This is a genomic window from Nodosilinea sp. FACHB-141 (genome assembly GCF_014696135.1).
GTDB lineage: Bacteria > Cyanobacteriota > Cyanobacteriia > Phormidesmidales > Phormidesmidaceae > Nodosilinea.
The window spans coordinates 179,770-199,583 of record NZ_JACJPP010000007.1; the positions used below are offsets into that span (position 1 = coordinate 179,770).

Below are 19,814 nucleotides of genomic sequence, written 5' to 3' on the forward strand. Positions count from 1 at the left end.
TGGGGCTTTTGGGGATATTGCTGGCAATTGTGACAGATAGAACTCACATGATGACTACCTTAAATTGTCTAAAACCTTCCTGAGAGTATCCCGGCTCTATCCTCATCCCAAACCATGCGCTACCGAACAGTTGATCTCAGTAACCTGGGTTAGGATTCTCAGTCAGATGGAATACCCGTGGAAAGTCTTGCTTCAGCTTGAACCCTAGGGTTGACCCAGACATCTATCTATGGAGAAACATCCCGTGGCCGTTTCAGGGCAAAACCTCTCCACGAGTGGTACGGTTCTGCCTACCCAGCAACAAAACCTAGCCTGTTAACTTAGTTACATGGGTTTCAGGAATGACTGAGCGACTCCATGTAGATAGTCAATAGTGACGTAGACAACAAAAAGTTAGGGTTCTAATCCCAATGGGGAACAATAACCCTATCCAGCTCAATTCGATAAACCCAGGCCGCACGCACACTGCTAGCCAAGCGAGGTATCTCCTGTGAGCAATTCTTCCGGTAAAGCCCAAGACCTTTTCAACGGCTTCAAAAACTCCTCTGAGCATCCCAACTCCCTCATGCAGTACGTCCATGGCATGAGCCCTGAGACGATTGCCCAGCTCTCCAATCCTGCTTCTACTGAGGTGCAGCAGATGATGGAACACAACATTATCGGCTTGCTCGGTGGGCTGCCGTCTCAGCACTTTGATGTAGAAATCACCACCAATCGCGAAAACCTGGGCCGTCTGCTGGCCTCTGCTATGATGAGCGGGTATTTTCTGCGGGGTGCCGAACAGCGCATGGCCTTCGAGGACTCGCTGATGTCGGCCGAATCTGCCCCTGAGATTGAGTGAGCCATAGTCAACCACCCGTCCCAGCGGATCAGCTAAGTTTCGATTCCTCCTTTGGCCATCGCCGTTCTACCGCGCGCGATACTGAGGGTTCTTATACAACGAGCAAAAGGAGGGTTCTAAACCCTCTTTCCCCCAATCCGGCCCTGGCGACTCTGCCCTGGCCGGATTTTCCTGCTGGGGTGTTGCGGGCAGAGCTGCTGGCTTGGTATGGCGACTGTGGCCGCACCCTGCCCTGGCGCAATATCGATAACTCCTACGCCATTTGGATCTCGGAGATCATGCTCCAGCAGACCCAGGTGAAGACGGTGCTGCCCTACTACCAGCGCTGGCTAGAGCAGTTCCCCACCGTGGAGGCGCTGGCCGCCGCCGATCAGCAAACGGTGCTCAAAGCTTGGGAGGGGTTGGGTTACTACGCCCGTGCCCGCAACCTGCACCAGGCTGCCCAGCGCATTGTGGCCGAGCACAATGGCGAAATTCCCAAGGATTTTGACACCATCACTACGCTGCCCGGCATTGGCAAAACCACGGCGGGGGGCATTCTCAGCTCAGCCTTTAACCTGCCCCACGCCATTCTCGACGGCAATGTGAAGCGGGTGCTGGCTCGCCTGGTGGCGCTGCCGGTGCCCCCAGCCAGAGCGCTAAAGGATCTTTGGCAACTGTCAGAAATTTTGCTAGATCCGACGAACCCCCGCGACTTTAACCAGGCGTTGATGGATCTGGGCGCAACCCTTTGTACGCGGCGCAATCCCCAATGCGATCGCTGCCCCTGTCAGGCCCATTGCCAAGCCTATAATCGCAATATTCAATCGGAGCTGCCCATGTCAGAAACCAAAGGTCCCCTGCCCCACAAGCAAATCGGCGTCGCTGTGATTTGGAATGAGCAAGACCAAATTCTGATCGATCGCCGCAAGCAAGAAGGGCTTCTGGGCGGGCTGTGGGAGTTCCCTGGCGGCAAAATCGAGCCCGGTGAGACAATCGAGGACTGTATTGCGCGAGAAATTCAGGAAGAACTGGGGATTGAGATTGCGGTGGGCGATCGCCTCTGCACCGTCACCCACGCCTATTCGCACTTCAAGGTCACCCTCAACGTGCACCATTGCACCCATCTAAGCGGCGAGCCTCAGCCGATCGAGTGCGACGAGGTGCGCTGGGTCACCCTAGACACCATTGAGGAATACCCCTTTCCCAAAGCCAACATCCACATCATCAACGCGCTGCGGGCCTACGCGGCGGGGCAAACACCCGTGGATGTGGTTGAAACTGCGCCTTCAACGTAAATAAACCGCCATAGTTTACAGACATCGCTCTTTTCCTCGGTTTTGATAGAAAAGATTGTTTGGAGCGCTGTGGCTATGGGCACTGAAAATCGGGGATTGGGTTGGGACAAGTGGGCGCAATGGTCGAGGATTCTGCCTGTGGGGCGAAGGCTCACCTTGGGTTTGATCGGTTCCACACTGGCCGTTAGCACCATGCCGCCCTTGGCCACCCACGCCGCCGAACCCGAAGCCTGGCAGCACCTGCCCAACAACACTGCCTTAGTGCTGCTGATCGACACGACCACCGACACCTGGGGTCAGCTCAGCCAGTACCAGCTCTTCAAGCTGTTGGACGAAGAACAGGGATTGACCCCAGCCCTACCGGGGTTGCCCTACCTGCCCTACGGAATTGACTTTGCCAGCGAGGTGGCCCCGTGGATCGACGACACGGCTGTGGTGGCTCTGCTGCCGGCGCAGCCTGGAGAGACGACAACAATTACCGATGCCTCGATTATGGTGGCCCCGGTTGCCAACACTGAGGCTTTTGCCGCCTTTCGCGACACCCTTTTTGAGCTGCAAGGTGAGGCCCCTGAGATTACCTCCGCTTTGGGCACCGAGATCTACTTTTGGCCCACCCCTGAATTCGACGACTGGTCTGAGCCGGTCATCCCTGAAGCCTGCGCCCCTACTGAAACTGACCCCTGCGATTGGGAATCTGACGACTGGGAGTCTGAGTCGGATCCAGAAGTCCTAGACGGTCCTAGCCCTGACATGGGGGAGACCGAGGTTGTGCCCCTCAAGTCCTACCCCATATCGGGGCAAATTCTGCGCTTTAACGAAGCCGTGGGGCTACCTCTCACCGTCAAATCTTTCCACGAAGAGGAGGAATTTGAGGTCGAGGTGCCGGTGCCCCTGCCAGAGTTTGGTCCCAGTGGGTTAGCTGTGGCCTTTCTGCCCGATGCCCTGATTACGGCAGAAAACCCCGCCGCCCTTGAGCAGTATCTGCGTCTGCGCCAGAGCGAAGCCCAAAACTCCCTCGCCGATAGCCGTGAATTTCAGCGCACCTTGGCCAATCGACAGCGCACCCAAGCGCTCTTTGCCGTCTACGGCAACGCCCTTGAGTTGCTGAACTACGACCTCTCGACAACCACCCTACCCGCCGCCGAGCTGCCGTTGCCTTTCCCCACGCCCCCCACTAGCCTGGATGACGAGACGCTGCAAACTCTGCGATTGCTCAACTTTGGCGGCACCCTAGAAGCTTTGGTGTATCCCATGGCCACTGGCATGCGGTTTCGGGGCCGCTACTACTATGATGCGGTGCCCTTTACCTTTGGCCTCACCCCCACGGTGGCCAATGCCGACAGCCCCCTAGAACTGCTGCCTGCCTCGACCTTTGTGGTTATGAGCGGTCGCAACATTGCGGGCTTTTGGCGCACTGTGGCCAGCATTTTGGATCAGGCTAGCGACTTTACCCGAGACGGGCTCGCCACGGTGCGCGCTGGGTTCACCCTCTTCACCGGGCTGGATCTCGACGATGACGTATTTGGATGGATGGATAGGGAATATGCGATCGCCGCCTTCCCGGCTGAGGGTGGCCCCTTGCAATACGTGGGGCTGGGGCTGCTGCTGCAAACGAGCGATCGCCCCACCGCCGACCGCACTCTAGCAGCAGTGGATGACCTGCTGCCCAACGTTGGCCTGACCGTTAACCCCAGAACTGTCAACCAACAGCCCGCCACCAGCTGGGAACTATTTTCTAGCTTGAATAGTGACTACGTGCCCGACCTCAGCGTGGGTAGCCATGGCTGGGTCACCGACGATACTTTGGCGATCACCTCTGGCGCGGTGCCGATGGCGAGTGTTTTGGCCCCCTCGCCCCACGACCCCCTCGCTGACTTTTTCCTGTTTGACGAGGCAACAGCGACCTTCCCCACTCCCAACGACGGCTACTTTTATTTGAATGTGGGCGCGACGTTGGCCCTGGCCTACGAGGTATTTGGCTTCCATGACGACCCTAGTTTCAATGTCGCCAAACCCTATCTCGGCAGCCTGCGCAGCCTCAGCGCCACCACCGCCCTCACCCCCAACCACATGGAGTTTCAGGGCCAGCTCGGCCTCGCTCCCCGCAGGGATTAGGAGCAAAGGGGGCCAAACCCCAGGCCTCGCTAGAATAGGTGTCATGCAAGGGTCACTACCATGACGGAGCCAGTGCTTCAGGCCAGGCGCATTCTTAAAACTCGGGTGGATGCCACCAGCTACACCGATGCCTGCGATCGCATTCAAACCTGGGCCACCATCGGGCGATCGTGCTATGTGGTCGCCGCCAACGTCCACGTCGTGATGACCGCCTATTGGGATGCTCAATACCAGCGCATTCTTGAAGATGCGGCCCTAGTAACTTCCGACGGCATGCCCCTGGTAATGGGGCTGCGGCTGCTGGGGATACATGGCCAGAGCCGAGTTTATGGACCAGATTTAATGCTGGCCTGGTGCGATCGCGCTGCCCACTTAGATCTGCCTATCTACCTCTACGGCGGCACTGTCCCCATGCTGGAGAAGATGGCCATTTCCCTCCAGCAGCAATTTCCCGGCCTGCCTATTGCGGGAACCCATGCCCCACCCTTTCGCCCGCTCTCAGCCGAAGAAGCCGCTGCTGATATGACACGCATCAACCAGTCGGGGGCGCGGGTGGTGTTTATCGGCCTAGGCTGCCCCAAGCAAGAGCAGTGGATGCACCGCCATCAAGGCCAGGTCAATGCCGTAATGATTGGCGTCGGGGCCGCCTTTAGCTTCTTTAGCGGCGATGTCTCCCAAGCTCCCCGGTGGATGATGCGCCTGGGCTTGGAGTGGCTTTACCGCTTTGGCCAAGAGCCGCGCCGCCTGTGGCAGCGCTATTTAGTGAACAACCCTATGTTTGTAATCTTGTTTGGGGCGCAGGTGGCCAGGTATCGACTGTGGGGAGCGCGGGACAACGAAAAGGGTTCAGGCTTTAAGGTTTAGGGTTCACGGTTGGTGTACACCCCTAAACCGTGGACCTTGCACCTCAAACCCTTCCCCCGATGATGGATTCTCAGCACAATTGCGGAATACTAGGGCAACCTCATCCCTATGCGTCTGCCCCCTGCTATGGATTGTCATCGTGCCGTACCCGCCGTGATGCAACAGCGGCCCCGCTACCGTCAAGATCTTCGCGCCCCCCGCAGGCTCAGGCTTCAGCTGCGCGACGCCTTTACTGGGCCTGGGCGGCGGGGGCTGGTGCTTCTGGCTACGGATATTTTTTCCCTAGGGCTGTCGTGGCACATTGCGCGATCGCTCAATCAGTTTTTCTCCCCAATTCCGGCCCAGCTCGTATGGTGGACCTGGCTGGGGCTGCCCAGTCCGTTTTGGGTGCTGGTGGCCTGTGCTGTGGGGCTATTTGCCTACGGCGGCCTCTACGACACTAATTCCCAGGGGCAAAAGCACCTGCGGGCAGGTAAGCTGCTCAGCCTGGTGTACCTGAGCGCGCTGGTGTTGATGTACTTCTACGACCCTAAGCTCGATTTGCCGCGATCGCTCTTCTTCTCGGCCTGGCTCAGCGGGGTGGGACTGGTAGTGGGGCTGCGGCTAGTGGCAACGCTGCTGTTGCGCCCGCTCACCCAAGCCAAGGTGCCCTCCTCAGTCTTTTTGATTGCCCCAGCCCCCCGGCTCAAGCGCCTGGCCGACGTGCTCTCTCAGCGGGCCAAGGTGCCGGTCATTGGGGCAGCCCTAGCCACTACCGCCAATTCTGCCACCACTTATCAGGCGATTTTGGCCTCTGGGGCCACCCTGGTGCTGGCCGAGAGCATTCCCTCCGCCGACCTGGCCTCTGAGCTGTACTGGAAGCTGCGGCGGGCGGGTATCGCCATGCAGCTGCTCCCTACCAGCCGCGACATGCTTTACCGCCGGGGCACCCCCGAAACTGTGGCGGGCCTTCCCACCCTACGCCTTGATGCCCCCCTGATGGGTGGCTGGGACTACCGCTTCAAGCGCTGGATGGATTACCTGGGGGCAGGCCTAGGCGTGATCGCCCTAGGGCCGGTGCTGCTGAGTATCGCCCTGGCAATTCGCCTCGACTCAAGTGGGCCAATATTCTTTCGTCAGGAGCGGGTGGGCCTGCACGGCAACATCTTCCAAGTGTGGAAATTTCGCACCATGGTGGTCGATGCGCCTCGGCTCCAGGCAGAGCTAGAGCAGCACAACGAGTCGGCGGATGGGGTGCTGTTTAAGGTCAAGCACGACCCGCGCATTACGCGAGTAGGCCGCTTGCTGCGCCGCACCAGCCTTGATGAACTGCCCCAGTTGTTTAACGTGCTCTGTGGCCAGATGAGCTTGGTGGGGCCGCGCCCGTTGCCAGTGCGCGATGTGGCTAAGTTCGATGGTTGGCACAACATTCGTCACCAAGTGCTGCCGGGGGTGACGGGGCTATGGCAGATTTCGGGTCGTTCTGACATCGACACTTTTGACGACGTGGCCCGCCTCGACCTGCACTACATCGACAACTGGTCGCTAAATTTGGATCTAGAAATTCTCACCGCCACCCTGGGAATTGTGCTTTGGGGCAAGGGGGCCTATTGACCGCCGATTCTTCCCCACCACTAGGGGCAACCGATGCTGGCAACGCAGAGGACTCAGGGATAAGCCATCGTCGAAACTGGGCTAGCCAAAAGCCGGGACTATGGCTGGTTGGAGGGTTGGTGCTACTGACCTTTAGTTGGCTGCCCCTGAGCTACTACCGCATGGTGGGCTGGGCCTGGATTTTGCTGTGGCAGGCGGGCAGCATAGCGTTGCTGGTAGGGCTGTGGCGGCGGCTGCGCTGCCCAGAGCCTTTGAGAACTGATGCAGAGCGAGAATCTAGCTCAGAACGGGAACGGGCATTCTATGCCTTGGGCTACGGGCTAGATTGGGTGGCGCTGGGCATGGGCATTGTCCTGGCCCTGTCAGCCTTGGTGTCACCGTTTCCCCGAGTGGCGCTGTGGAATGTGAGCCTGGTAGTGACCTACGTTGCGGTGCTGTACTTCTACCGCAATGTGGTCGATCGCAGCTGGCTGAGTCGTCTGCGTCTGTGGTGGGGTCTAGTCGTGGTGGCAGCGGGGGCCGCAGTGGTAAGCTTGGCCCTATGGCGGCCCGACAACGCCATGTGGGCGGCAGATAGCTTTCTAACGGCGCTGCGCAACCATCAGCCCCTCGGGCACCACAATTTTGTGGGGGGCTATTTTGTGCTGCTGTTGCCCCTAGCGGTGGCGGCAGCGGTGGCCACAACGGGCTGGCTAAGAGGCATCTGGATAGCTTCCGCCGGACTGATCCTGGTGGCGTCATACGTCAGCGGGTCGCGGGGGGCGGCGCTGGGGTTGGTGGTATGGCTGCTGGTCACCTGGCTGAGCCGCTTTAGTTACCTCAAACCCTCCCAACGCTGGCGCTGGGGCTTGGCCGGGTTGGGGGGAGCCGTGGCCTTAGGGTTGGCCCTGGCCAGCAATCCTCGCATTCGCGTCTGGTTTAGCACGGGCGGCATCACCGACGGCCCCACCCTCGATCGCTGGTTTATGCTGCGATTGGGCGGCAACATTCTGCGCGATCGCCCCCTGTTTGGCGTTGGCCCTGGCGTTATGAGTCGGGTGTCAAACCTCTACCGCCCGATCGAAACTGGGGCGGGCTTAGAGCACATTCAGCAGCTCCACAACACTCCGGTGCAGATCGCGGGAGAGCTGGGGCTAGTTGGGTTGGGGATATTTCTAGCCGGCATTGTACTGATTCTGCGATTGTGGATCCAACTTTGGCGGCAGCCGCTCGAAGCTACAGACCGGGCGCTATTGGGAGGCATTGGCGGCAGCCTGCTGACCTACGGAGTCTCTAGCCTGACCGATTACCAGCTGGAGAATATCCCCATTGCGGGCGCGCTGCTGGGGATCGTCGTGCTGCTGCTGGCGTTAGGCGCTCGCTATCTACCCAAGGCCACACCCTTGGGAGGGGATGCCAGACGGCGATCGCGTCTAGCGGTTTCTTTATGGCTGGGGCTGCTGCTGACGATCTGGCTGCCCTTTACCCTTACCGTGGCCTACAGTGCTTTGGCCGATAGAGCATTCTACAACCAGCGGCTCAACTTAGCCGACACGCGCTGGTACAAAGCATATCGGTTGAGCCCATGGGATCCGACCGCCTCGGCGGTGGCCAGTGAGGCGCTGTGGGGCCTAGACCAAGTGTTGAATAGCTCTGACGCTGAAGATAATGTGCGATCGCTGCTGCTCGACTACGCCCATCAGGCCCAACAAGCTGCCCCCAACGATGCCTGGTTTAACCACAATCTAGCCGTTTTACACCAGACTACTGACCCGGCAACCGCTCTGCCCTACGCCGCCCGTGCCGTGCAGCTCATGCCGCGCCACCGACACTACGGCTACTGGCTATTGGGCGATCTGCTGCTGAAGACGGGGAATGAAGCGGGTGCGATCGCCGCCTTCACCCTAGAAGCCCTGGTCAACCCCGCTGCGCTGACCTATCCCCAGTGGAAAACCGCGCCATATCAGGCAGTTTATGCCTCTGTGGTGCAGGCTACTCTCGCCGAATACGATGCTCTACTTGCCGAAGTTGCTCCTGGCGAGGCTGGCTTTGCCACCCTTTACGAAACCCGCGCCCTACTCGCCTGGTGGACCGAGCAACCCCTCGTGGAGGTCGACCCCAACTTGCTGCGGCCTGTGGTTTCGGGGTTGCTGCTGGCCGACTCTGATCCTGATGCTGCCCTAGATGCGATCGCACCCCAACTGCGCCTAGAGCAGCTAACTCCTGAGCTACAGCTGCTTGCCGCCTGGCTCGACCCCAATACCTATTCCGCCACTCCGGCCCAGCCCCAGAATGCCCCACCAGACCGAGACGCTTTGCTGATCGAAGAAAGCCTTGGCATCCAGCCTCTGCACCTGTGGCTCACCGCCATCGTCACCAACCCAGAAGAGGGCTATCGAGGGTCGCTCACCTTTGCCTACCGCAACTACCAGGCCAAACAAATTACCCTCATGCTGGCGCCGCAAAACCTCCGGCGCTATACCCTAGTAGCCAAGCTCAACCTCTTTCCTTCCTGGCCGAGAGAATTTCCACCCCTCGATCGCCGCATCGAAGCCCTGCGCACCGAAGCCCTGGGGCTGCCCCACCCCACCCACAACCACTTTCGCCTCTCAAATTTAGATTAGGTTGATGAACCGTCCGCCATTCCAGCCCCTTCCTCCCCCGTCCCTTTTTCTCTAAAAAGGCCGAGTGCAAAGCACTGACTTCGTAAACGGGCTTGAAACGCCCTCTGCCCGCCCCCTACCCATCCACCCATCTACCCAAACCATGAGCGAGGATGCCCTACCCCAACCCAAACCCGCTGCCCAAGACCCCAGCGACGGCACCCTACTGGCCCTGCTGATAGGGACGTTCTTTACCATTTTCACCCTGCTACCGGGCAGTAGCACCCTGATAGTGTCGTGGCCCTGGGTATTTTTGTGGCAGGTAGGGCTGACTCTACCGATGCTCTGGCTGCTGTGGCAACTGTGGCACCGGCCCCTTAGTCGGTTGGGGAACGGGTTTGACTGGGTGGCCCTGCTGGCCATAGCCGGGCTGGTAGTCTCGACGCTAGGGGCAGAATTTCCGGCCCAGGCGCGATGGTATGGGTGGGCGGCCGTGGGGGCGATCGCCGCGTTCTACGCCCTTGGCAGCTGGCTCCGCTATCCCCAACGTTTTCACACCCTGCTGCGCTTTCAGGGCTACCTAGCTCTGGCGTTCATTCTGCTCAGTCTGTTGCTGTGGACCACACAGATCTATCAGCCTGAGCTAGCTCGGTTGTCAACGCTTCAAGGCTACGGCGTTAACCAGACGTTTAACTTTGAGCTCACTAGCCTGCGCAACTGGCAGCCCATTGGCCATCAAAACTACGTAGCGGGCTATCTGGTGCTGGTGCTGCCTTTACTAGCAGGGTTGGCTTGGAGCGATCGCGGCTGGCGGCGATGGCTATGGCTGGTGGGTATGGTTCTCGGCTTGCTCAACCTCTACACCACCAGCTCGCGCGGCGGCTGGCTGGCGCTCATGGTGACCGGATTGATTGCGGTGGGTATTTCCCTACTCTACAACCGTCTGCCTCGGCCCCTGGCGTTGGCTATCGGCGGCACCGCCTTGGGGTTAGGAGTCTTAGGCGTCATCGCCAATCCCCGGCTGCGGCAGGTGCTGAGCAGCCTGGCCCAGGGTAACTTTGTTGGAGGGGAACTGTCTTATCGAGTGGTGACTAACGCTACGGGGTGGCGCATGGGCCTGAGCCGTCCCTTTACTGGGGTGGGACCGGGCAGTGTGCCGCTGGTCTACCAAAAGTATCGTCCCCACTGGGCTGGGCGCGATGCTGAGCTACAGTTTCAGCTGCACAGTACCCCGGCGCAGTTGTGGGGCGAACTGGGCCTTTGGGGAATTGCCGTAGCACTGACGCTAGTGCTAGTGCTGGTGCTTCTAACGGTGCGGTGGATGCGGCGTGGCGCTCAGGATACCCCCGCTGGGCTGCCCCCGGTGTTGGTGTGGAGTCCGCTGGCGGGGCTGTTTGCTTTTGGGCTGATGAGCTTGACCGACTATCAGCTGGATATTCCGGCGATCGCAGGCACTCTGGCCCTCTACCTGGCCGTGCTCGCTCGCACCTTTAACCCCGTTTCCACAACCGAGGACAGCGGTGCAACCCCGCGACGCCATCGGCTTATTGCCGGGGTTGGCCTCGGCCTGACGCTGGCCATGACCCTCTGGCTCGTGCCTGCCTACCGTGCCTGGGGCGCTGCCAGCAGTGGCTTCTCGGCCCTCACTGCCGAACCTGTCGATATCGATCGCTTTGCCAACCAGCTAGAGCAGGCCCACAAGCTGGCTCCTTGGGAGCCCTACTATCCCTATCAGCTGGGCTACCACCTAGGCGAGTTTGCCCTGCAATCGGCCGCTAACCCGCCCCTGCGTCAGGTGCTGCTTGACGATGCGATCGCCTGGTTTAAGACCGGCAACCAGGCGGTGCCCTACCAGGAGTTTGGCCAATCGAACCTGGGCTGGCTTCAGGTTGAAAAGGGTCAGTTCGCTGAGGCTGAGTCCTCGTTTAGGGAGGCGATCGCCCTAGTGCCGGCTAAAATGGGCGTGTTCTTTGGCCTGGGGTTCGCTTGCCTGCAAACTGGCAACCGCGACTGCGCCACAGAGGCCTTCGCCTTGGAGGCCATCCGCCATCCTGCCCTGATCACCAGCCCTCTGTGGCGAGTGGAGGGCTTTGCTGATGTCTACCCTGCCATGCTCGGTCAGGTTGAACAACGCTATGACGAACTGATTCAGCAGGCCAAAGAACCCACCTTGAGCAGCTTTTTGCACCAGGCTCGGGGCAGTCTGCACTGGTGGCGCGGCGACTTGGCCGGGGCGACCGAAGACTGGCAAACCAACGGCGGCGACCTCCAGCAGGGCTTTCTAAGTCTGGCGGATGGCCAGGCTGTGGATGTCAACCCCTGGCCCGAAACCCCAGCTAAGTACGCGATTCTCGCCTGGCAAACCCCCGATCAGCGCCAAGCGCTGCTAGAGAGAGCCTGGGTTACCCAGCCTAAAGATATTGATGACCTGGCTCAGGCCTTGCCAGAGCCCCAAATTATTAGCCAGCTCGTGGCCAGCATGGAGACAGCTACAGACTTCACCGACTGGCTTCAGCGCACTGCACCTAGCTGGCAGCCCCGAAGCCAGCGCCTGGGCTTTGGCGTGCTCAGCCGTCACATTGATGGGCCTAATCCCTCGGACTTTTTGCCTCGGGTCGAGAACATCCCTGTGGTGCAGTTCTTCGAGCCGCTGTTTACCTCACCAGTGTTCTTGCCAGCGTTGGATAGGGCTTTGGAACCGTATCAGGTGAGGTTGCAAGGGCAATAGCAGTTTTTGTTGGCTTGGCGCTAAATCTTGAACGGGCAAACGCCGTTTGTCCCTACGTTGGGTTCTGGCTTTACCCCGAATCTTAAGCCCGCAACGCCCATTCAATCTATCCGTAGAGGCGTTGGCGCAGCCAATCCAAAGGCTTCAGGGCGAATGTCCTGAAGCCTTTGGTGGTAGCAAACGGGATTTGGCCCTAGGCATCGGCGTGGGCGTGGCGGTTGTAGAGGAAGTCGAGGGCTTCGTTGCGCAGCTCGTAGAATTTGGGGTCTTCCATCATGCGGGCGCGATACTTCTTCGGAGTGGCTTCGCCAACGCGCGGGCGGGCAAAGGCACCTGCATGATTTCACCGATTACCTCAGTCCTTTGGGCCTCTGAGTTATGCGTCGGCGTGGGCGTGACGCTTGTAGAGGAAGTCGAGGGCTTCATTGCGCAGCTCGTAGAATTTGGGGTCTTCCATCATGCGGGCGCGATCGCGGGGGCGGGCAAAGGGCACCAGCATGATTTCACCAATTTTGGCGGCGGGGCCGTTGGTCATCATCACAACGCGATCGCTCAAGAACAGGGCTTCGTCGATGTCGTGGGTGATCATCAGCACGGTGATCTGGTGGTCTCGCCAGATGGTCAGCAGCTCCTCTTGCAGTTCTTCCCGAGTAATTGGATCCAGCGCACCGAAAGGTTCGTCTAGAATCAACACCTTGGGGCGCAGGGCGAGAGCGCGGGCAATGCAGACCCGCTGCTTCATGCCGCCGGAGAGGGCGCTGGGCTTTTTATTGGCTACATCGGCCAGACCCACCATCTCTAGGTGCTCCATGACGATGTGCTTTTTCGCGGCTTCGGGCTTCTTGGGGAAGACCGAATTCACGCCCAGGTAAATGTTTTCGTAGGCGGTGAGCCAGGGCAGCAGGGAGTAGTTTTGAAACACCACCATGCGATCGGGGCCGGGAGCTTGAATCGGCAGGGTTTGCAGGCGCACTTCGCCGTTGGTGGGCTGGTGAAACCCGGCCACCATATCGAGCAGGGTCGATTTGCCGCAGCCCGAGTGGCCAATGACGCAGACAAACTCGCCTTCGTTGATGGCGAGGTCGATGCCGTCGAGCACGACGAAGTCGCCGGTGGGGGTGGGATAGACCTTGGAGAGGTTATCAAAGATCAGGAACGGTTCCTGAGTCTGGAGGTGGGTGGTGGATTGGGTAGGAGTATTTAGCACTTGCATGGTCGGGGGGTGTGAATGGGTGGGTGGTGGAGGCTGAGCACTGCTCAGCCCCTACGGCGAGTTCGTTACACAGTCAGGGGGGGAGAGGATTAGCGGATAGTCACGGCATCCATTGGCACTTCTTCGATGCGTAGGTCGCGCTTGATGGCGAACTGATCTAGGTATTTCAGCGGTTCGTCGGGGTCAAAGACCGGGCCATCGAACAGGTGAATGGGATGGCGATCGCGCCCCGTATCCACCAGCCCCAGCTCGCGGGCCGCCTGGCCAAAGATGTCGGCCCGCTTCACCCGCTCGGCCACGGCTAGCCAGTTACGGGGAAAGGGAGTAATGCCCCAGCGGGCCATTTGAGTCATCATCCACACCGCCTCAGAGACGTCGGGGTAGTTGGCCTTGCCGGTAAAGAACTGAATGTAGTTGAGCACCTGCTCGGGCTCGCTGCCGTCGCCGCGATCGTAGGGGTCTAGGAAGCCCTGGCGAATGTGGGCCTCGTCGGCCCCGATGTATTCAGGCTTGCAGAGCAGATCGGCAATTTCTTCGCGGTTGCGGCGATCGTCGCAGTATTCGCAGGCTTCGAGCAGCGCTTTGACTAAGGCCACGTGGGTTTTGGGATACTGTTCGGCCCAGGCCTCGGTGACGCCGAGCACTTTCTCGAGGTGGCCGGGCCAGATGTCGTTATCGATCGCCATCACCACGCCCAGCCCTTCGCTAACGGCGCGGGCATTCCAGGGTTCGCCGACGCAGTAGCCGTCGATGGAGCCCGACTTGAGGGTCGAGACCATCTGCGCCGGCGGAATCACCGTGACGCTGACATCGCGATCGGGGTCAATGCCGCCAGCGGCTAGCCAGTAGCGCAGCAGCAGGTTGTGCATCGATGTGGGGTGTACCGCCGCCAGGGTATGGACGCGATCGGGGCGGCGATCAATCGCCGCTTTAAAGTCGCTCAGGCTGCGCACCCCCTCATCAAACAAGCGCTTACTAAAGGTAATGGCGTTGCCATTGCGGCTCAGGGTGAGGGCGCTGACCATGGGCCGGGGACGCTGGTTGCCGTAGCCCAGGGTCATGCCTAGGGGCATGCCGGCCACCATCATGGCGGCATCGAGGCGGCCGGTGGCCACGCCGTCGGCGATTGCATTCCAGCTCGGCTCGCGGTTCAGGGTCACATTGCTCAGGCCGTGGGCCTCAAACAGGCCCTTTTCTTTAGCCACCACCAGGGGTGCGCAGTCGACCAGGGGAATAAAGCCCAGCTCTAGATTCACCTTTTCCAGACCGTTGGCGGCCACGGCCACCACGGGCTTGGCCTTGTGCAGCTTGGCCCGCTTCTGCTGGTTGAGGAAGTAGACAATCTCGTTGCGCAGGCTGTAGTAGTTGGGGTGCTTGACCACCTCCATGCGCTCGCGGGGCCGAGGGAAAGGCACATCGACAATCTGGCCGACGTGGGCCTCGGGGCCGTTGGTCATCAGCACAATGCGATCGCTCAGCAGCAGCGCCTCATCGACATCGTGGGTAACCATGACGCAGGTGACTTCGTTCTCCTGACAAATCTGCATCAGCTGCTCTTGCAGCCCACCCCGTGTCAGGGCATCCAGAGCGCCAAAAGGTTCATCCAGCAGCAGCAGCTTGGGGCGAATGGCCAGGGCGCGGGCGATCGCTACCCGCTGCTTCATGCCGCCCGAGATCTGACCGGGGCGCTTGTGGGCCGCCTTTTGCAGACCCACCATCTCGATGTGGTGGTCGATCATGCGATCGCGCACCGGCTGAGGGTGCTTCTTCATCACCCGGTCTACCGCCAGGGCAATGTTTTCGCGCACCGTCAGCCAAGGCAGCAGCGAGTAGTTTTGAAACACCACCATGCGATCGGGGCCGGGTTCTGTGACCTGCCGCCCTTCGAGCACAACGCCGCCCGCGCTGGGCTGATCGAGGCCCGAGAGAATGTTGAGCAGGGTCGATTTGCCGCAGCCCGAGTGGCCGACTAGCGAGACAAATTCCCCCTTGTGAATTTGCAGATCGATGTTTTTGAGGGCAATGTACTCGCCGCCGTGGGGCAGCTTAAAGACGCGATCGATGTGGTCAACTTCAACAAAGACAGCCATGGTGCGCAGGGAATGAAGGTGCAGCAGAATGCGAGAATTTTGGCTTGGCGATTTTGAATTTTGGAGGGTTCTAGCTCCCCTCTTCCAGGAGGAGAGGGCCGTAGGGTGGGCACCGCCCACCACAAACCCTTGGCAGAATCACAGGTTTGATGCGGCGTTTAATGAGCAGTGAACTATTGCCGCGATAGGAGGAGTTCTGTGTTCCCTCTCCCACGGGGAGCGGGGTTGGGGGAGAGGGGCCTCTACTGCTTTTCCTCTTCGGGCAGCACCAGGCCGCCAATGAACACAATCAGGCGATCGAGCAGCAGACCGACAATGCCCACGTAGAGAATGGCGATGATGATATCGCTGATACGAGAGCTATTCCAGGCATCCCAGATGAAGAAGCCGATGCCCACGCCGCCGATCAGCATCTCTGCCGCTACGATCGCCAGCCAAGAGAGGCCGATGCCAATTCTCAGGCCGGTGAAAATGTAGGGCACCGTAGCCGGAAATAAAATCTTGAAGAAGTACTGAGACTTAGACAGCTGGAGCACCCGCGCCACGTTGTTGTAGTCCTGAGGAATTTGGCGCACACCCTCGGTGGTGTTGATGATGATGGGCCAGATCGCCGTGATAAAAATCACGAAAATAGCGGAAGGATTGGCCTGCTGAAACGCTGCCAGCGAAATCGGCAGCCAAGCCAGGGGCGGCACCGTCCGCAGGATTTGAAAGAGCGGGTCGAGGGCGCTATACATCAACGAGCTAGTGCCCACCAAGATGCCCAGGGCGATGCCCACAACCGCCGCCAGTGTAAAGCCTAGGGCTACCCGTTGGAGACTAGTCCACACCTGCCAAAACAGGCCCTTGTCAGTGCCACCGTAGTTGAAGAAGGGGTTGATGATCAGTTCCCAGGTGTCTTGCACTGTGCGCACCGGGGTGGGCAGGTTGGCGTCAGGCCCCATGGTGAGCACTTGCCAGATCACCAAGAAGATCAGAATCGCCACCACCGGCGGAATCAGTGCCTTGAGCGAGTCTAGAGACGAATTGGCAAGCTTTTGTAGGTTGAAGCGCGATCGCGCCGGACGAATATCGAGGGGTGCCGTCATTGCAATATATCTCCAGACTTATGGCAAAGAACCGAGCGAGCTAGTCAAACAGGTAAAGCAGGTAAAGATAAGGGCCTCTCTGGCCCCCTCTCTCAGTAGGAGAGGGGTTGGGGGAGAGGGGTTGGTGGGGTAGCGCCCTACGGGGAATCTACACCCGCTTGATCTTGAGGCTGTCGAGGTACGCCTGAGGATCTTCGGGGTCGAAGGTAATGCCGTCGAAGAAGGTTTCAACGCCACGAGACGTGCTCTTGGGAATCATGGCCTCTTGGCCCAAGGCGGTGGCCGCTTCGCGCCAGAGGTCTTCGCGGTTGACGGCATCGACCCACGCCTTGGTATCGGTGTCAGCGGGCAGCTTACCCCAGCGGATATTCTCCGTTAAGAACCACAGGTCGTGGCTCTTGAAGGGGTAGGAGGCGTTGTCAGCCCAGTATTTCTGCATCAGGTCGGGCAGCTCTTCGACCCGGTCGGTGCCAAAGTCGAACTTCCCTTGGGAGCGATCGATAATGTCTTCAAAGGGCACGTTAAACCAGGCCCGTTCGGAGAGAATATTGCACATTTCCTCCTTGTTCTCGGGCTGGTCGCACCACATCGCGCCCTCTAGCACACCCATCAGCAGCGCCTTGGCGGCCTTAGGGTTGGCATCGACCCAGTCGGCCCGCATACCCAGAGCTTTCTCAGGGTGGTCTTTCCACATTTCGCCGGTGGTAATGGCGGTGTAGCCAATCTTTTGGTTCACCGTTTGCAGGGGCCAGGGCTCACCCACGCAGAAGGCATCCATGTTGCCCACTTTGATGTTGGCCACCATCTGGGGCGGGGGCACCACAATGGTCGAGATATCTTGGTCGGGGTCAATGCCGCCAGCCGCTAGCCAGTAGCGCATCCACATGTCGTGGGTGCCGCCAGGAAATGTCACCGCTGCCTTGAGTTCTTTGCCTTCGGCTTTGCGCTTGGCAAACGCTTCTTTGAGCGGCGTGCTGTCTTTGGTGACCTTGAGATCGAGGTAATCGTTGGAGAGCGAAATGCCCTGGCCGTTGGTGTTGAGGCGGGCCAGAATGTACATCGGCACCTTTTTGCCGTCGGTGACAATGCCCTCAGAGATCAGGTAGGGCATGGGGGTGAGAATGTGCGCCCCGTCGATGCCGCCGCCGCCAGAGCCCAGCACCAGGTTGTCGCGGGTGGTGCCCCAGGAGGCCTGCTTCTCGACCGATACGTCGGTCATGCCGTACTTGTCAAAGAAGCCTTTGACCTTGGCGATGATCAGCGGGGCAGAGTCAGTTAGCGCAATAAAGCCCAACTTGGCGGTAGTCGTTTCTGGGGCGTCAGCCGGGTTAACGGGCGCTGCGGCTGGGGTATCTGACGAAGCTGAGTCAGATTCGCCCTGACTGCAAGCGTGGAGCAGCACAGTACCGGCTGCTGCGGTGCCGGCGGTCATCAAAAATCTACGGCGATTTAGTCGAGTCATAGTTGCGCTCACTCCAACGTTAGGCAATGCAATGAATTGGAAAAATGATCGGGTAGCGGCGTCTCACCGTTATAGTCGTCCCAAGAAAACCTGAATTTCAACCCAAATTGCTGCTCACAGATACCGGTGTTTAGCTCTCTATAGAATCAGAAATTGCTTAAACAAACTGTGGCAATGTTGGCAGAACAAACAAGAAATAGATGATTGATTAGTAGGCTTTGGGCTAGGATTCGTTCCCAGGGCAGCCAAGCTCCAGGTTGGCTGCTGCAAAAAGAAGAACTTCTCTGTTTGGTTAAACCGTTTCGGCAAAGCAATGTTTAGGATTTACAAAGCCGTAGCTCCGCGATTTTTGACTATTAAAATACCGAGAGAAAAGTCGGTGTTTATGCGGTCTTACACTGCGGTATTTGAGATTAAATTATTCAAACTTTGCAACGTGTTTTGTATTTTTAGTTACGCTTTGTAGCAAGCCATCCTCTTATCGCATGAGCGACATGTAGGATTTGCATAATTCGCCGGGTAGGCCGGTCTCAGCCCAGCGCTTACCATAACGACAGCCCAAGCTATGGGTTGAGGGTTGTGTAGAGGGCTGCTTTAGGAGCGATCGCAACCATGGTGTTGCCAACGAAGTGGCGAATATTGCTGACGGTGCTACCACTGACGGGCCTGTACGGGCTGGCTAAGGTGGCCGTACACCGCTTGAACTGGGAACCGTGGGCCTTTGACCCCCTCACTGGGTCGCTATTTGGGGCGGCAACTTTTGTGATTGCCTTTGTGCTCAACGGCACCCTAAGCGACTTCAAGGCCAGTGCCGATATGCCGGTGCAGGTGGCCAATGCCATTGAGGCCATTCAAGACAGCAATTTATTGGTGGCCAAAGCCAACGGAGAGTATGACCCTATCCCTCTGACTCAAAATCTGGTGGCTATTTTGCAGGCCATCCTCGACTGGCTAGAGCAAGAAAAACCCCAAGCTGCGATCGCCCCTGCCCTCGACCAGCTCAACGTCTCCCTAGCGGGGATGCTGCCCTACACCAGTGGCCCCATCATCAGCCGCACCCAGGCCGAACAGGCCAAGATTCGCCTGCTGCTCGCCTACATCGGCATCAACCGTGATACCGACTTTATTGGCCCGGCCTACGTGTTGCTAGAGCTGTTTTTGGTGGGGGTCTTGTGCGCCCTGCTGCTAATTGGGGCTGCTAGCTTTAGCGAAACCCTGGTGGTGTCGTGCCTGCTGTTTACTGCCTTTACCTATTTGCTGCTGCTAATTCGCGATTTAGATAACCCATTTCAATACGATGGGCGATCGAGCGTTGATGCTGACCTGTCAATCTTGGCAGCCCTGCGCGATCGCCTGCAGCAAACCCTGGCATCGTAACGGCACCTTAAAAAGGACCGGGTATCTGACAGGCCGCCAACGCTGGCACCAGCTCAGATACCCGGTCCCTCAGCCGAGAACCCTCAACTCAGGCGTCTCGCTCTACAAGAATTTATTAGCCATACCGATCAGCCCGGCCATTTGCCCCAGGTCAACCTCGCCGGAGAGAACCTTTTGCAGCAGTCCGCCGCCTTGGCTGTTCGACCCTTTGACCAAAAATTGAGCGATCAGCGGGGTCAAGCTTCTGACCATGGCCGGATCGGCCCCGACTCGCTGGGCGATCGCGCTAATCTGCTCATTGGCCAGCAAGCGATCCACAGCACCGGTCGCGGCGACGGTTTTCAGCGTCCCCATCAGCCCCCCCGGATTGCCTCTGCCTTTATCTTGCAGCACGCCCTGCAGGCTGCTGGCGATGCCGCCAATTTTGTTGTTGTCCACCGGAGCGTTGTTGAGGTTCCCCAGCAGCGTGCCGATCAGGCTACCGTTAGCTTCGGTATCGGAGGAGGCGATCGCCTGGTTGACTATACCCATTAAATCCATTGTTTCACCGTTTGAATTACGTTTTGCACAAGCTAAACCCTTTG

At 58.9% G+C, this 19,814-nt stretch carries 13 protein-coding genes; 8 read left to right on the forward strand and 5 right to left on the reverse strand.

The window, feature by feature from the left end:
- The first annotated feature begins 490 nt into the window (after positions 1 to 490).
- The 7 genes from H6F59_RS04220 to H6F59_RS04250 all read left to right on the forward strand — a co-directional run bounded on the left by H6F59_RS04220 (position 491) and on the right by H6F59_RS04250 (position 12,000).
- Positions 491 to 841, forward strand: a complete 351-nt coding sequence (locus H6F59_RS04220; protein WP_275332036.1) for a DUF760 domain-containing protein — start codon at positions 491 to 493, stop codon at positions 839 to 841.
- A 182-nt stretch (positions 842 to 1,023) separates the two neighbouring features.
- On the forward strand, positions 1,024 to 2,118 hold the full coding sequence (gene mutY / locus H6F59_RS04225) for an A/G-specific adenine glycosylase (protein ID WP_190697150.1): 1,095 nt from the start codon (positions 1,024 to 1,026) through the stop codon (positions 2,116 to 2,118).
- Between the two features lie 75 nt (positions 2,119 to 2,193).
- Positions 2,194 to 4,233 (forward strand): DUF3352 domain-containing protein, encoded by a 2,040-nt coding sequence (locus tag H6F59_RS04230; protein ID WP_190695551.1) that lies wholly within the window; start codon positions 2,194 to 2,196, stop codon positions 4,231 to 4,233.
- Positions 4,234 to 4,293: 60 nt separating this feature from the next.
- Positions 4,294 to 5,097 (forward strand): WecB/TagA/CpsF family glycosyltransferase, encoded by an 804-nt coding sequence (locus H6F59_RS04235; RefSeq protein ID WP_190695555.1) that lies wholly within the window; start codon positions 4,294 to 4,296, stop codon positions 5,095 to 5,097.
- Positions 5,098 to 5,223: 126 nt separating this feature from the next.
- Positions 5,224 to 6,690, forward strand: coding sequence for a sugar transferase (locus H6F59_RS04240; RefSeq protein ID WP_190695558.1), 1,467 nt, complete (start codon positions 5,224 to 5,226; stop codon positions 6,688 to 6,690).
- Positions 6,687 to 9,293, forward strand: coding sequence for an O-antigen ligase family protein (locus tag H6F59_RS04245; protein WP_190695560.1), 2,607 nt, complete (start codon positions 6,687 to 6,689; stop codon positions 9,291 to 9,293). The genes H6F59_RS04240 and H6F59_RS04245 overlap by 4 nt, the downstream gene beginning before the upstream one ends.
- A gap of 64 nt (positions 9,294 to 9,357) precedes the next feature.
- Positions 9,358 to 12,000 (forward strand): O-antigen ligase family protein, encoded by a 2,643-nt coding sequence (locus tag H6F59_RS04250; protein WP_190695563.1) that lies wholly within the window; start codon positions 9,358 to 9,360, stop codon positions 11,998 to 12,000.
- A gap of 376 nt (positions 12,001 to 12,376) precedes the next feature.
- On the opposite strand, the gene H6F59_RS04255 is transcribed toward H6F59_RS04250, so the two are convergent.
- From H6F59_RS04255 to H6F59_RS04270, 4 genes are all read right to left on the reverse strand, one after another.
- Positions 12,377 to 13,213 carry an ABC transporter ATP-binding protein gene (locus H6F59_RS04255; protein ID WP_190695567.1) on the reverse strand — a complete coding sequence of 279 codons (837 nt, stop codon included), beginning with the start codon at positions 13,211 to 13,213 and terminating at the stop codon, positions 12,377 to 12,379.
- An 89-nt stretch (positions 13,214 to 13,302) separates the two neighbouring features.
- Complete coding sequence (locus tag H6F59_RS04260) at positions 13,303 to 15,303, reverse strand: nitrate ABC transporter ATP-binding protein (protein WP_190695570.1); 2,001 nt, start codon at positions 15,301 to 15,303, stop codon at positions 13,303 to 13,305.
- A 242-nt stretch (positions 15,304 to 15,545) separates the two neighbouring features.
- Positions 15,546 to 16,391, reverse strand: coding sequence for a nitrate ABC transporter permease (gene ntrB, locus H6F59_RS04265; RefSeq protein WP_190521828.1), 846 nt, complete (start codon positions 16,389 to 16,391; stop codon positions 15,546 to 15,548).
- Between the two features lie 148 nt (positions 16,392 to 16,539).
- The gene (locus H6F59_RS04270; RefSeq protein WP_190695573.1) at positions 16,540 to 17,853 is read right to left on the reverse strand and encodes a CmpA/NrtA family ABC transporter substrate-binding protein; all 1,314 of its coding nucleotides are present in this window, start codon (positions 17,851 to 17,853) and stop codon (positions 16,540 to 16,542) included.
- Between the two features lie 612 nt (positions 17,854 to 18,465).
- Here H6F59_RS04270 and H6F59_RS04275 point away from each other — a divergent pair.
- Positions 18,466 to 19,230, forward strand: a complete 765-nt coding sequence (locus H6F59_RS04275) for a hypothetical protein (protein ID WP_190695576.1) — start codon at positions 18,466 to 18,468, stop codon at positions 19,228 to 19,230.
- Between the two features lie 102 nt (positions 19,231 to 19,332).
- Here H6F59_RS04275 and H6F59_RS04280 read toward each other — a convergent pair whose 3' ends face one another.
- Positions 19,333 to 19,761, reverse strand: a complete 429-nt coding sequence (locus H6F59_RS04280) for a hypothetical protein (RefSeq protein WP_242021263.1) — start codon at positions 19,759 to 19,761, stop codon at positions 19,333 to 19,335.
- Between the last annotated feature and the right edge of the window lie 53 nt (positions 19,762 to 19,814).